The sequence below is a fragment of the Massilia sp. HP4 genome (assembly GCF_005222695.1).
Taxonomy (GTDB): domain Bacteria; phylum Pseudomonadota; class Gammaproteobacteria; order Burkholderiales; family Burkholderiaceae_D; genus Telluria.
In genome coordinates this window covers 244,283-257,629 of record NZ_STGG01000057.1, presented here as the reverse complement: position 1 = coordinate 257,629, position 13,347 = coordinate 244,283, and the positions used below count along the sequence as shown (strand labels likewise).

13 protein-coding genes are annotated in these 13,347 nt (G+C 65.9%); 11 read left to right on the top strand and 2 right to left on the bottom strand.

Annotation, left to right across the window (positions count from 1 at the left end; genetic code table 11):
* Positions 1-24: 24 nt before the first annotated feature.
* The 9 genes from catA (at position 25) to E8M83_RS21910 (ending at position 9,291) form a co-directional block, all read left to right on the top strand.
* Positions 25-945, top strand: a complete 921-nt coding sequence (gene catA, locus E8M83_RS21950; RefSeq protein WP_137175471.1) for a catechol 1,2-dioxygenase — start codon at positions 25-27, stop codon at positions 943-945.
* A 10-nt stretch (positions 946-955) separates the two neighbouring features.
* Entirely contained in the window at positions 956-2,326 is a 1,371-nt protein-coding gene (gene benA / locus E8M83_RS21945; RefSeq protein WP_137175470.1) for a benzoate 1,2-dioxygenase large subunit, read from the top strand.
* Positions 2,323-2,814 carry a benzoate 1,2-dioxygenase small subunit gene (gene benB, locus E8M83_RS21940; RefSeq protein WP_137175469.1) on the top strand — a complete coding sequence of 164 codons (492 nt, stop codon included), beginning with the start codon at positions 2,323-2,325 and terminating at the stop codon, positions 2,812-2,814. Before benA ends, benB begins: the two co-directional genes overlap by 4 nt.
* 27 nt (positions 2,815-2,841) lie before the next feature.
* Positions 2,842-3,861: a benzoate 1,2-dioxygenase electron transfer component BenC gene (gene benC, locus E8M83_RS21935; RefSeq protein ID WP_137175468.1), complete on the top strand. Its 1,020-nt coding sequence runs from the start codon at positions 2,842-2,844 to the stop codon at positions 3,859-3,861.
* 4 nt (positions 3,862-3,865) lie between these two features.
* The gene (locus E8M83_RS21930; protein ID WP_137175467.1) at positions 3,866-4,651 is read left to right on the top strand and encodes a 1,6-dihydroxycyclohexa-2,4-diene-1-carboxylate dehydrogenase; all 786 of its coding nucleotides are present in this window, start codon (positions 3,866-3,868) and stop codon (positions 4,649-4,651) included.
* Positions 4,652-4,653: 2 nt separating this feature from the next.
* Positions 4,654-5,433, top strand: coding sequence for a 3-oxoadipate enol-lactonase (pcaD, locus tag E8M83_RS21925; RefSeq protein WP_137175466.1), 780 nt, complete (start codon positions 4,654-4,656; stop codon positions 5,431-5,433).
* 57 nt (positions 5,434-5,490) lie between these two features.
* Positions 5,491-6,741 carry a benzoate/H(+) symporter BenE family transporter gene (locus E8M83_RS21920; protein ID WP_137175465.1) on the top strand — a complete coding sequence of 417 codons (1,251 nt, stop codon included), beginning with the start codon at positions 5,491-5,493 and terminating at the stop codon, positions 6,739-6,741.
* Between the two features lie 45 nt (positions 6,742-6,786).
* Positions 6,787-8,130, top strand: coding sequence for an aromatic acid/H+ symport family MFS transporter (locus E8M83_RS21915; protein WP_137175464.1), 1,344 nt, complete (start codon positions 6,787-6,789; stop codon positions 8,128-8,130).
* 75 nt (positions 8,131-8,205) lie between these two features.
* The gene (locus E8M83_RS21910) at positions 8,206-9,291 is read left to right on the top strand and encodes a porin (protein WP_137175463.1); all 1,086 of its coding nucleotides are present in this window, start codon (positions 8,206-8,208) and stop codon (positions 9,289-9,291) included.
* A 16-nt stretch (positions 9,292-9,307) separates the two neighbouring features.
* On the opposite strand, the gene E8M83_RS21905 is transcribed toward E8M83_RS21910, so the two are convergent.
* Entirely contained in the window at positions 9,308-10,702 is a 1,395-nt protein-coding gene (locus E8M83_RS21905) for an FAD-binding oxidoreductase (RefSeq protein WP_137175462.1), read from the bottom strand.
* A gap of 154 nt (positions 10,703-10,856) precedes the next feature.
* Here E8M83_RS21905 and E8M83_RS21900 point away from each other — a divergent pair, with 154 nt between their 5' ends.
* Both E8M83_RS21900 and E8M83_RS21895 read left to right on the top strand, forming a co-directional pair.
* Positions 10,857-12,029, top strand: a complete 1,173-nt coding sequence (locus E8M83_RS21900; RefSeq protein ID WP_137175461.1) for a GDSL-type esterase/lipase family protein — start codon at positions 10,857-10,859, stop codon at positions 12,027-12,029.
* A 58-nt stretch (positions 12,030-12,087) separates the two neighbouring features.
* Positions 12,088-12,813, top strand: a complete 726-nt coding sequence (locus E8M83_RS21895; protein ID WP_137175460.1) for an HNH endonuclease — start codon at positions 12,088-12,090, stop codon at positions 12,811-12,813.
* A gap of 34 nt (positions 12,814-12,847) precedes the next feature.
* Here the strand turns inward: E8M83_RS21895 and trmL are convergent, their stop codons facing one another.
* Positions 12,848-13,318, bottom strand: coding sequence for a tRNA (uridine(34)/cytosine(34)/5-carboxymethylaminomethyluridine(34)-2'-O)-methyltransferase TrmL (gene trmL, locus E8M83_RS21890; RefSeq protein ID WP_137175459.1), 471 nt, complete (start codon positions 13,316-13,318; stop codon positions 12,848-12,850).
* Positions 13,319-13,347: the final 29 nt, after the last annotated feature.

Genomic DNA, 13,347 nt, shown 5'->3' with positions numbered 1-13,347 from the left:
ACCCACAACCACAAGGAGACAAGCATGACGCACCAAGACATCGACCGACTCGTGAAAAGCTGGATCGTCGACTCGGCCACCCGCCCGGCCAATCCCCGCGTGCAGGAAATCGTCCTGCGCCTGGTCGGCGACCTGTGCAAGGCGATGGAAGACCTCGACATCCAGCCAAGCGAATTCTGGACCGGCCTCGAATACCTGACCGCGGCCGGCAAGGCCAACGAGCTGGGCCTGCTCACACCGGGCCTGGGCCTGGAACGCTTCATGGACATCCGCGCCGACGAAGCCGAGGCGCGCGCCGGCCTCGAAGGCGGCACCCCGCGCACCATCGAAGGCCCGCTGTACGTGGCCGGCGCCCCCGAGAGCACCGGCTTCGCACGCCTGGACGACGGCAGCGAGAGCGAAGAAGCCGAAGTGGTCTTCATGCAGGGCACGGTGTTCGACGCCCAAGGCAAGCCGCTGCCAGGCGCCAAGGTCGAAGTGTGGCACGCCAACCTGCTGGGCAACTACTCGTTCTTCGACGCCAGCCAGTCGCACTTCAACCTGCGCCGCACGATCATCACCGACGATAACGGCCGCTACGGGTTCCGCACCATCATGCCCAAGGGTTACGGCTGTCCGCCTTGCGGCAGCACCCAGAAGCTGCTCGACCTGCTGGGCCGCCACGGCCAGCGTCCGGCCCACATCCACTTTTTCGTGAGCGCCGAGGGCCAGCGCAAGCTGACCACCCAGATCAATATCGATGGCGACGAATACCTGTGGGACGACTTCGCCTTCGCCAGCCGCGAGGGCCTGGTGCCGCCGATCGTCCGCGTCGGCGATGCCGCCGCGCTGGCGGAGAAGGGCGTGGACAAGCCGTATGCCTCGATCGATTTCGATTTCCACCTGCACCAGGACATCGCCGCGGCGCCGAGCGCCGACGTCGAACGCCTGCGCGCCGCCGCCTGAGGAAGCCATCATGATCCCGATCATTCCTGTGCCGAACCGCAGCGCGGCGGACCTGGCCGCGCTGCTGGTCGAAGACCACGCCAGCGGCGACCATCGCCTGCACCGCAGCGCCTTCACCGACCCGGAGCTGTTCGAACTCGAGATGAAGCACATCTTCGAGGGTAACTGGATCTACCTGGCCCATGAGAGCCAGATCCCGAACAACAACGACTACTACACGACCCATATGGGGCGCCAGCCGGTCTTCATCGCGCGCAACCGCCAGGGCGAGCTGAATGCCTTCATCAATGCCTGCAGCCACCGCGGCGCGCAGCTGTGCCGCCACAAGCGCGGCAACAAGGCGACCTATACCTGTCCGTTCCATGGCTGGACCTTCAACAACAGCGGCAAGCTGCTGAAGGTGAAGGACCCGGAAGACGCCGGCTATCCGGAGTGCTTCAACAAGGAAGGCTCGCACGACCTGAAAAAAGTGGCGCGCTTCGCCAATTACCGCGGCTTCCTGTTCGGCAGCTTGAATGCGGACGTGCTGCCGCTCGAGGAATTCCTGGGCGAGGCCGGCAAGATCATCGACATGATCGTCGACCAGTCGCCAGACGGCCTGGAAGTGCTGCGTGGCAGTTCGACCTATACCTTTGCCGGTAACTGGAAGCTGCAGGCCGAGAACGGCGCCGACGGCTACCACGTGTCCGCCGTCCACTGGAACTACGCGGCCACCACCAACCGCCGCAAGGAGCAGCAAGCGCAGCGCGAAGACAACATCCGCGCAATGGATGCCGGCAAGTGGGGCCGCCAGGGCGGCGGATTCTACTCGTTCGATCATGGCCACCTGCTGCTGTGGACCCAATGGGCCAATCCGGAAGACCGTCCGAACTACCCGCGCCACGCCGACTACACCGAGAAATTCGGCAAGCCGGTGGCCGACTGGATGGTGGGCCGCTCGCGCAACCTGTGCCTGTACCCGAACGTCTACCTGATGGACCAGTTCGGATCGCAGATCCGCCTGCTGCGCCCGATCTCGGTCGACCAGACCGAGGTCACGATCTACTGCATCGCGCCGAAAGGCGAATCCGACGAAGCACGTGCGCGCCGCATCCGCCAGTACGAGGACTTCTTCAACGTCAGCGGCATGGCCACGCCCGACGACCTGGAGGAATTTCGCGCCTGCCAGCAAGGCTATGCGGGCAGCGCGATGGCCTGGAACGATATGTGCCGCGGCGCCACCCACTGGATCCAGGGGCCTGACGAAGCGGCGAAGGAAATCGGCCTGGCGCCGGTCTTGAGCGGCAAGCGCACCGAGGACGAAGGCCTGTACACGGTCCAGCACCGCTACTGGCTGGACGTGATGCAGAAGGCCCTGGCCGCCAAGGGAGAGACGGCATGAGCACGATCGCCATGGCGGACATCGCCGCCTTTTTGTACCGCGAAGCGCGGCTGCTGGACGACGAACAATGGGACGAATGGCTGGACTGCTACGACCCGCAAGCGCAATTCTGGATGCCGGCCTGGGACGACGACGACACGCTGGTCACCGACCCGCAGCGCGAGATCTCGCTGATCTTCTATCCGAACCGCGCCGGCCTGGAAGACCGCGTATTCCGGATCAAGACCGAGCGCTCGAGCGCGACCATGCCGGACACCCGCACCAGCCACAACATCGCCAACATCGAGCTCGAGCGGCAGGAAGGCAGCCGCGTCACGGTGCGCTTCAACTGGCACACGCTGAGCCACCGCTACAAGACCGATTTCAGTTTCTTCGGCATGTCGCGCTACGTGATCGAGTTCGGCGGCGGACAGCCGCGCATTCTCGACAAATACGTGGTGCTCAAGAACGACTATATCCACCAGGTCATCGACGTGTACCACATCTGAGCATTTCAAAGAGTTAGGAGACAGACGATGAGCCATCACATCGCCCTGCAGTTCGAAGACGGGATCACCCGTTTCATTTCGTGCAACGACAATGAAAAGCTGGCCGACGCCGCTTATCGCCAGCGGATCAATATTCCGCTCGATTGCCGCGACGGTGCCTGCGGCACCTGCCGCGCGCATTGCGAATCGGGCAGCTACGACATGCCCGATTCGAGCTATATCGAGGATGCGCTCGAACCCGAGGATGCAGCGCGCGGTTTCGTGCTCACCTGCCAGATGAAACCGAGCACCGACTGCGTGGTGAAGATCCTGGCGACGTCGGAGGCCTGCAAATCGGGCGCCCACAGCTACCACGGCCAGATCGCCGCGGTCGAGCAGCTGTCGGCGTCGACCATCCGCTTCGGCATCGACCTGGGCGATGACGCCGCGCCGGGCTTCCTGCCGGGCCAGTACGTCAATGTGGGTATCCCGGGCACCGAGCTGACCCGCTCCTACTCCTTCAGCTCGGCCCCCGGCAGCCGGCGCGCCGAATTCGTCGTGCGCAACGTGCCGGGCGGGCAGATGAGCGGCTATCTGACGGGGCAGGCGCAGGCCGGGAGCCCGATGACCTTCCTCGGGCCGTTCGGCAGCTTCTACCTGCGGCCCCTGCAGCGGCCGGCCCTGTTCCTGGCCGGCGGCACCGGCATCGCACCCTTCTTGTCGATGCTGTCGGTGCTGGCGGCCCAGGGATTCGCGCATCCGGTGCGCCTGGTGTACGCGGTGACCAACGACGCCGACCTGGTCGGCATCGAGGAACTCGACCGCATCGCCGCGGCGCACCCGCAGTTCAGCTACGTGACCTGCGTGGCCGCGCCCGAGAGCGGCCACCCGCGCAAGGGGTACGCGACTGCCCACGTCGAGCCAGGCTGGATGAACGACGGCGAGGTCGACCTCTACCTGTGCGGCCCGCCGCCGATGGTGGATGCGGTGCGCACCTGGCTGGACGGCGTCGGTGTCAAGCCATCCAACTTCTATTTCGAGAAATTCTCGGCCAGCAGCGGAGCCTAGGACGATGACGAACCGTGAACGTTTCAGCGACAAGGTCGTCGTGATCACCGGCGCTGCGCAGGGCATCGGACGCGGCGTGGCGCTGCGCGCGGCGCGCGAAGGCGCGCGGCTGGTGTTGGCCGACCGCAGCGACCTGGTCGACCAGGTCGCTGCCGAGGCGCGCGAGCTGCAGGCGCAGGTGACGGTGACCAAGGTCGATCTCGAGACCTATGCCGGCGCGCGCCGCCTGGTCGAGGCGGCCCTGTGCGATTTCGGACGGGTCGATGTATTGGTCAACAACGTCGGTGGCACCATCTGGGCCAAGCCCTACGAGGCCTACGAGGAAGAGCAGATCGAGGCCGAGATCCGCCGCTCGCTGTTTCCGACCCTGTGGTGCTGCCGCGCCGTACTGCCGGCGATGATCGAACGGGGCAGGGGCAGCATCGTCAACGTATCGTCGATCGCCACCCGCGGCATCTACCGGATCCCGTATTCGGCGGCCAAGGGCGGCGTGAACGCGCTGACCGCGAGCCTGGCGCTGGAGCACGCACACGACGGCATCCGCGTGAACGCGGTCGCCACCGGCGGCACCGAGGCGCCGCCGCGCGCCATCCCGCGCAATCCCAGGCCGCTCAGCGAGCAGGAGCAGCTGTGGTACCAGGGCATCGTCGACCAGACGCTGGCCTCGAGCCCGATGCACCGCTACGGCACGATAGACGAGCAGGTCGCGGCCATCCTGTTCCTGGCTTCTGACGAAGCGTCCTACATCACCGGCAGCGTGCTGCCGGTCAGCGGCGGCGACCAGGGGTGAGCATGGCGACCGCGATCATCAACGGCACGCAGCTGCATTACCGCTGCCAGGGCGACCCGGCCAAGCCCACGGTGGTGCTGTCCAATTCCCTCGGCACCGATATGAGCATGTGGGACGACCTGGCCTACGGCCTGGCGCAGCGCTTCCACGTGCTGCGCTACGACACCCGCGGCCATGGCGCATCGAGCAGCCCGCCCGGTCCCTATACCCTGGACTTGCTGGGCCAGGACGTGCTGGCGCTGCTCGACAAGGTCGGGGTGGGGCGTGCCCACTTCATCGGACTGTCGATGGGCGGCGCGATCGGCCAGTGGCTCGGCGTGCACGCGCCCGAGCGGCTGGAGCGCCTGGTGCTGGCCAATACCGCCGCGCGGATCGGCAGCGCCGAAGGCTGGCGCGCCCGCGCCGCAGCGGTGCGCGCGGGCGGCATGGAAGACATCGCCGCCGGTTCCCCCGGACGCTGGTTCACGCCGGTCTTCGCGGCGGCCCAGGCGGAACTGGTGGGGGCCATGCAGGCCACCTTGCGCGCCACCGATCCCGAAGGCTACGCGGCCTGCTGCGATGCGCTGGCCGCGACCGACCTGCGCGAAGCGATCGGCGGGATCCCGGTCCCGACCCTGATCATCGCCGGCACCTTCGATCCGGTGACGACGGTCGAGGATGCGCGCTTCATGCAACGTGCCATTCCCGGCGCGCTGCTGGCCGGCCTGCCGGCCTCGCACCTGTCCAACCTGGAAGCCCCGGAACCGTTCGCAGAAACAGTCCAGGCATTCCTGCGCGGCTGAGGCCGGCAGTACCGGCCTGCGCTGGGCAGGCTTTGACAATAATAAAGGGGACACTCCATGCAGGAACGCTCTCATGCGCGCGACGGGCACGACGCGCCTCCGGTCCGACCAGTCAGCGGCCGATCGCCGGCCGCGGACTGGTCGGCGTCCGCGGTCACGGCCGGCTTTCTCGCCGTGCTGGTGTCGTTTACCGGACCGCTGGCCATCTTCTACCAGGCGGCGCAGGCGGCCCAGGTCGACAACGCCATGTTCGCATCCTGGGTATGGGGCATCTCGATCGGCGCGGCGGTGTCCGGCATCGTCCTGAGCTGGGCCATGCGGGCGCCAGTGATCACCGCGTGGTCGGCGCCCGGCACCGCCTTGCTGATCACGCTGTTTCCCGGGCTGTCGCTGGGTGAAGCGGTGGGCGCCTACATCACCGCTGCCGCGGTGCTGCTGGCGATCGGCCTGTCGGGCAGCTTCGAGCGGGTGATGGCCTGGGTCCCGAAAGGCATCGCCAGCGGCATGATGGCCGGGATCCTGCTGCCGTTCGGCCTGCAGGCCTTTGCCGCGACCACGACCTTCCCCTTGCTTGCTTTCGGCATGATCGGCGCCTACCTCGTGTTCAAGCGCATCCTGCCGCGCTACAGCGTCATGCTGCTGCTGGTGGCCGGCGTGCTGCTGGCGCTGGCGAGCGGCGCCAGCACATTCTCGGGCATCGAGATGGAACTGGTCACGCCGCAGTTCATCGCGCCGGCATGGTCGTGGGCCAGCACCTTCAGCCTGGCGCTGCCGCTGGTGCTGGTCACGCTGACCGGGCAATACCTGCCGGGGATGGCGGTGCTGTCGGGCGCGGGCTACCGCACCGGGGCGCGCCCGATCATCGGCGTCAACAGCCTTGTGTCGCTGGCGGTCGCCTTCACCGGCGGCATCACGATCGCCATCGCCGCCATCACCGCCGCCATGTGCACCGGCCGCGACGCCCACGAGGATCCGCGCCGGCGCTATATCGCGGGCCTGGCCAATGGGGTGTTCTACCTGGCCGCGGGTCTGTGCGGCGGATCGATCGTGATGCTGTTCAGCGCACTCCCGCGCGAACTGATCGCCACGCTGGCGGGTCTCGCGCTACTGGGGCCCATCGGCGCCAACCTGGCCGGCGTGATCGCCGCCGACGACCACCGCGAGGCTTCCATCATCGCCTTCCTGGCCACCGCATCGGGCATGAGCTTCCTGGGCCTGGGCGCGGCGTTCTGGGGCGTCGTCATCGGCATGCTTGCCTGGTGGCTCCTGCATGGCAAGCGGAAGGAGGGCCCCGACCAACAGAAGTAAGCAGGCATGTGCGACACAACATCGACAATCAAGGAGACACACATCATGCGACACATCGACGTACACAAGATGGCCGACACGGCCAGGTTCAACGGATTCCATACTGCGCTCCTGCTCTGGTGCGCGATCATCATCATCTGCGACGGCTACGACCTGGCCGTGGCGGGCATCGCCCTGCCGTCGATCATGAGCGAGATGGGCGTGACCGCCCAGGATGCCGGCTTCATGGTCAGCTCGGCGCTGTTCGGGATGATGTTCGGCGCCATCTTCCTGGGCACCCTGGCCGACCGCATCGGCCGGCGCTGGACGATCGTGATCTGCCTGTTCCTGTTCAGCGTGTTCACTGCCGCCGCCGGCATGACGAGCGACCCGTATACCTTCAGCGTGATGCGCTTTTTGGCCGGGCTCGGGATCGGCGGCGTGATGCCGAACGTGGTGGCCCAGATGACCGAATACTCGCCCCGCAAGATCCGCGCCACGATGGTGACCCTGATGTTCAGCGGCTATGCCGTGGGCGGCATGCTGGCCGCGGTGCTGGGCAAGGGGCTGATCGAGCAGCATGGCTGGCAATCGGTGTTTCTCGCCGCCGGCGTGCCGGTGCTGCTGATCCCCTTCATCCTGAAGTCGATGCCCGAATCGATGCCGTTCCTGATCAAGCAGGGGCGGATCGATGAACTCAAGGCGATCCTGGCGCGCATGGAGCCCGGCTACCGTCCGGGCCTCGAGGACGACTTCCAGATTCCCGTGACCGAACGCGCCACCGGCGCGCCGATCGGCAAGCTGTTCCAGGAAGGCCGGGGCTTGAGCACCATCATGTTCTGGATCGCCTTCTTCATGTGCCTGTTCATGGTGTATGCCCTCAGCTCCTGGCTGGCCAAGCTGATGGCGGGCGCCGGCTACAGCCTCGGTTCGGCGCTGACCTTCGTGCTGGTGCTGAACTTCGGCGCGGTCATCGGCGCCGTTGGCGGCGGCTGGCTGGCCGACCGCTATCACATCAAGTACGTGCTGGTGGGGATGTATGCGCTGGCAGCCGTGTCGATCACGCTGCTCGGCTATCCGATGCCGAGCTCCCTGCTGTTCCTGGTGGTCGGCCTGGCCGGCGCCTCGACCATCGGCACCCAGATCGTCACCTATGCCTATGCCGGCCAGTTCTATCCGAGCGCGGTGCGCTCGACCGGCATCGGCTGGGCCTCGGGCGTGGGCCGCAGCGGCGCCATCCTGGCGCCGATCGTGATCGGCACCCTGGTCGGCATGTCGCTGCCGCTGCAGCAGAACTTCCTGGCCATCTCGATCCCGGCCGTCATCGCCACCATCGCCGTGGCTCTGATCCGGCACGAGCGTTCTGCCACGGCGAAGATCGCCGCCGTCCGCGTCACCGAGCCGGCCTGATTCCTGGCGAGCCGCGATCCGTCCGGCGCCTGCCGGGCGGTCGCGACAACAACCCCATAACAAGCAGGAGACATCATGAAAGCAATCCACTGCGCGCTCGCGCTGGCGTGCGGCCTTGCCGCGTCCACGGCATCGGCCCAGACCTCGGTCCAGGTCTATGGTCTGGTCGACAGCGGCCTGGCCCATATCACCAATGCCGACGCCGAAGGCAATGGCGTCACCAAGGTGCCGTCGCTGACCGGCTCGCTGCCTTCTCGGATCGGCTTTCGCGGCACCGAAGACCTGGGCAACGGCCTGCAGGCCTTCTTCGTGCTCGAAGGCGGCATCTCGATGGACAGCGGCGCGTCGGGGCAGGGCGGCCGCGTGTTCGGCCGCGCCGCCAACGTCGGCCTGAAGGGCGCCTGGGGCACCTTGACCGTCGGGCGCCAGGTCAATATGACCTTCATCTCGTCGATGAAATCGGATGTGATGGGACCGCAGCTGTTTTCGATCAGCAGCATCGACCTGTATATCCCGAACGCCCGCAGCGACAATGCGATCGGCTACCTGGGCAACTTCAATGGCTTCATGGTTGGCGCCACCTACAGCGTCGGGCGTGACGGCGTCGCCACCGGTGGCCCGGCCGCGACCAACTGTCCGGGCGAGGTGCCCGGCAATTCGCAGGCCTGCCGCCAGTACACCGCGCTGCTCGGCTACGAAAGCAAGGCCTGGGGACTGAATGCGAGCGTCGACCGCATGAACGGGAACACCGGCGCCGGCGGCGGCTTGACCGGCAGCGGCAACACCGACATCCGCACCACGGTCAATGGCCATCTGATGCTGGGCGACGTCAAGATCGGCGCCGGCGCGATGGATCGCGAAACGGATGCCGCGACCGGATTGTCCGAATCCCTGCTGGTTTTCATCGGCGCCAGCAAGCCATTCGGCGCCATCACCCTCGATGCGCAATTCGCGCGGCGCAATGCCAGGCGGTCCGACGACGACGTAACCCTGTATGTGGCGCGCCTGAGCTATGCCTTGTCGAAGCGCACCGCGATCTATGCCTCGGTCGGCCGGATGGACAACGACGGCGCGTCGGCGGTGGCATTGGACGCCGGCGGCACGGTGGCGCCGGGCATGGCGCAAAATGGCGTGATGGCCGGCCTGCGCCACAGTTTCTGACGGGGGCGCGCCGGGGTCAAGGCGTGTAGTACGCGTCCCACAGCTTGTTGCGGAACCTGTTTGTCGGATCGACCCGGCGCTTGAGCGCGAAGAAGCGCCCGGCGCCCGGATAGGCGGCATGGAACTGCGCCGGGGTCGCAACAATCTGGTACGGCAGGTAATACGCGCCGCCCAGCACCGTCGCGGCATCGATCAGCTCGCGGGTCCAGGCGCGCACCGCGTCCCGGTCGCGCTGCGCAATCTGCTGGTGGTAGTACAGCACGAAGGCGAACACGTCGGTGCGGGCCCAGGCCAGCAGGGTGCCGGGATCCTTGTGCGCATGGCGGATCGAGACGTTGATCACGTTGACCCGATGGCGGCGCAGGACGGTGCGCAACCCGTCCGCAAAGCGCTCCATCGCGTCGACCGGCACGAAATACTCCTGCAGCGCATAGATCGACCCGGCACTGGCCAGCGGCGCGAGCGACTGGATGTCGAGGCCGGCCTGGTGGTTGCGCCACTCGACCGCATCCAGGGAGTAGAACAGCGGCTCGAAGATGCGCCGGCGCATTGCCTTGCCCAGGCTCCATTGCGTGGCTACTTCTCGCAGCAGTCGCTCGGTGCGGTAGTCGCCGCCGGTCGCCGCGAGGCGGCTCGGCAGCGTCACCGCGCGGCGGCTGCGCGAAAACGTCACCGCGCGTACCAGCCTGTAATCGTCGGGATACAGGGTGGCGTTGTGCATGATGGCGTTCGGATCGGAACCGATGCGCGTGGCGAAGAAATGCCGGTAGACCGACAGCGGCATGATCTGCGAACGCCTCTCGAGCGGGGTGTTGTCGGCCAGGCGCAAGGTCGCCTCGACGATCACGCCGATGCCGCCATAGCCGCCGATCGCACCATAGAACAGTTCGCTGTTGCGGGTGGGGCTGGCGTCGACCAGGCTGCCGTCGGCCAGCACCAGCCGGATCGCTTGCACGCTCGAGACCAGCGGCCCCTGCCCGACGTAGCGGCCGTGCGCATTGACGCCGAGCGAGCCGCCGACGCTGAAGTCGGCATACGACTGCATGATTTGCAGCGCCAGGTCATGCGGGTCGATGACGGCCTGGATGCGGCGCCAGGTAATGCCTGGCTGGACGGTGATGCTGCGCTCGCGGGGCACGAAGCGCAGTACGCGATCGAAGCCGCGCATATCGAGGTGCAGCGATTTGGCGGAGGCGATCTGGCCGCCCATGCTGTAGCGGGCGCCGCCGATCGAGACCGGGCCAGGGTGTGCGCGCAACGCGGCCACGATCTCATCCACCGTGCGCGGCGCCAGGATGCGGTCGACGCTTACCGGATTGAGCCCGCTGGCGTCGTTCACCAGCGGCTGGCGGGCCAGGGCGGGCAGGCCGAGCGAGGCGAGCGCCAGCGCCAGGCGGCGGCGGGCGGGCATCGAGAGCGTCGAGGTTCCAGGCAAGCTGCTCCCTCCCGGGGCATGGCAATGGACGACCACGCTACGCATCGGCAGCGCCGCTGTCAACGGCCGGGTTCCTTATAATGAGCGCTGCATACTATTTTGATCTTCTTCGCATCCGGGGAACACTTTCATGACGCTGGCCTTTCATTTACCGATGACGCCCGACCTGATCCATGGCGCCGTCGAGATCGAGCGCACCGACGCAGGACTGTTGCCGCACCGCTTGCCGGCCTGGGCGCGTGCGCAGTACCCGGATGCGCAACTGGCGTTGGCCGAGGCCCAGCCTTCGGGCGTGCGCCTGGTGCTGCGCACCGCGGCGACGGTGGTCGAACTGACCGCGCTGCCGACCAAGCGCCGCTACGGCGATATGGCGCCGCGCCCCGACGGCATCTATGACCTGCTTGTCGACGGCCAGCTAGTGCAGCAGGCAAGCGCGCCGGGCGGCAAGGTCATGGACATCGACATGCTGTCTGGTTCGGCCAAGGTGCGGCCAGGCGAGACCCAGCGCCTGCGCTTCGCCGGCCTGCCGCCGGGCGACAAGACGGTCGAGATCTGGCTGCCGCATGACGAGACGACCGAGCTGGTGGCGCTCGATGCCGACGCGCCGATCGCCCCGCCGGCAAGCTCGGGCAAGCGCCGCTGGCTGCACCATGGCAGTTCGATCAGCCAGGGTTCAAACGCGACCAACCCGACCGGCATCTGGCCGGTTGTGGCGGCGCAACTGGCCGGCCTCGACCTGCTCAATCTTGGCTTTGGCGGCAACGCATTGTTGGACCCGTTCACGGCGCGCACGATCCGCGACCAGCCGGCCGATATGATCAGCCTCAAGCTCGGGATCAATATCGTCAACACCGACCTGATGCGGCTGCGTGCCTTTGGCCCGGCCGTGCACGGTTTTCTCGACACGATCCGTGAAGGGCATCCGACCACGCCCTTGCTGGTGATTTCGCCGACCTGGTGCCCGATCCATGAGACCACGCCGGGCCCGACCATGTTCGATGGTAAGGAGCTGAAAAAGGGTCGGCTGCTATTCCGCGCGATGGGCAATGAGGCCGAACGCCGGCAGGGCAAGCTGACCCTCGGCGTCATCCGCGAGCAGTTGCAACAGATCGTCCGGCAGCGGGCGCAGGCTGACGCCAATATCCATTACCTCGATGGCAGCGAACTCTACGGTGCGTCCGACAACGCGCGCCTGCCGCTGCCCGACGAGCTGCATCCGGATGGCGCGGCGCACCGCCTGATCGGCGAACGCTTTTGCGAGCTGGCGTTCGGAGCGGGAATGATGTTTTTGTCGGGTCGCTAGCCCTACCTGCAGCGAGTGTGCATCTGCAACCATGTTGAATCTCTCTTTGGAGAATGACTTGAAGAACAAAGCCACGTTGGACCAGCAGGCGGATAAGTATGGCGATCCGGAGCGAGGCGAAGATATCGATGCGCTGATTTCTTTTCCCGCTGCGCCCGAGAAGAAACTGCAGCCAAGCGATATGAAGGCGTGGTTAAAGCAGTTCAAGGTCGGAAGCCGTAGCAGCACCGTGACCAATGCCTTCGTTGCTGCCCTGCTTCCCCATGATGAGTACGATCTAAATGCCATCAAGGAGGCGATGGCTTTTTTGGGTCAGGATGAAGCCAACCTGACTTGCGTCTACTGTGGCGATCCGCCTACCACATGGGATCATCTGACCAACCTGGTACAGGACGGCAAGGCGAATCCATTCGGTTTTGGCCATCGTATCTACAATCTCGTCCCATGCTGTGCAAAATGCAATTCATCGAAAGGAAAGGACACGTTCAAGCAGTGGATCCTTGGCTACCAGCAAAAGAAGGGATGGAAGAACGGGACATTACGTGTCGAGAAAAGTCGGCGTCATGACCTTGTCAAGTTGTTGGAAAGCTACCAGGAGAAATGCCCTTCGCTCACAGCCGCGGAGAAAGAGCTTGAAGAGAAATTGATGGGCATGAGGGATGCAATATTGGCGATCCTGGTTGAAGCAGACAAGGCGGTGGCGAAGGCGCGCCCCAAGCCGAAGAAGGCCAAGCCGTCAGCCAAGCATTCGAAAAAAGCGCCGAACGCCGCCAAGAACGATTGAACAATCGGTGTAGAGCAAGCCGCCTTGCTGGTACTCAGGCCCCGCCCAGGTAACCGTTCTGGCGCCAGGCCTCGTAGACCACGATCGCCACCGTATTCGACAGGTTCAGGCTGCGGTTATCTGGCCGCATCGGCAGGCGGATGCGCTGGGCCGCCGGGAAGGTTTCGCGAAACGCCGGCGCCAATCCGCGCGATTCCGGTCCGAAGACGAACACGTCGCCCTGCTGGAAGTGCGCATCGGCGAACGGCGACGAGCCATGCGTGGTGAGCGCGAACATGCGCGCCGGATCGGGCTGCGTATCCGCCAGGAAGGCGTCCCAGTCCTTGTGCACCTTCATATTGGCGTACTCGTGGTAGTCCAGGCCGGCGCGGCGCATCTTGGCGTCGTCCAGCGGAAAGCCGAGTGGCTCGATCAGGTGCAACTGGGCGCCGGCGTTGGCGCACAGGCGGATCACATTGCCGGTATTCGGCGGGATTTCTGGTTCGACCAGGACGACGTGGAACAAGGTACCTCTCCTCAGTATTCAATATTTGG

Coding starts and splice junctions, on each gene's coding strand:
- catA (WP_137175471.1), top strand. CDS start 25: ATGACGCACCAAGACATCGACCGACTCGTGAAAAGCTGGATCGTCGAC.
- benA (WP_137175470.1), top strand. CDS start 956: ATGATCCCGATCATTCCTGTGCCGAACCGCAGCGCGGCGGACCTGGCC.
- benB (WP_137175469.1), top strand. CDS start 2,323: ATGAGCACGATCGCCATGGCGGACATCGCCGCCTTTTTGTACCGCGAA.
- benC (WP_137175468.1), top strand. CDS start 2,842: ATGAGCCATCACATCGCCCTGCAGTTCGAAGACGGGATCACCCGTTTC.
- E8M83_RS21930 (WP_137175467.1), top strand. CDS start 3,866: ATGACGAACCGTGAACGTTTCAGCGACAAGGTCGTCGTGATCACCGGC.
- pcaD (WP_137175466.1), top strand. CDS start 4,654: ATGGCGACCGCGATCATCAACGGCACGCAGCTGCATTACCGCTGCCAG.
- E8M83_RS21920 (WP_137175465.1), top strand. CDS start 5,491: ATGCAGGAACGCTCTCATGCGCGCGACGGGCACGACGCGCCTCCGGTC.
- E8M83_RS21915 (WP_137175464.1), top strand. CDS start 6,787: ATGCGACACATCGACGTACACAAGATGGCCGACACGGCCAGGTTCAAC.
- E8M83_RS21910 (WP_137175463.1), top strand. CDS start 8,206: ATGAAAGCAATCCACTGCGCGCTCGCGCTGGCGTGCGGCCTTGCCGCG.
- E8M83_RS21905 (WP_137175462.1), bottom strand. CDS start 10,702: ATGCCCGCCCGCCGCCGCCTGGCGCTGGCGCTCGCCTCGCTCGGCCTG.
- E8M83_RS21900 (WP_137175461.1), top strand. CDS start 10,857: ATGACGCTGGCCTTTCATTTACCGATGACGCCCGACCTGATCCATGGC.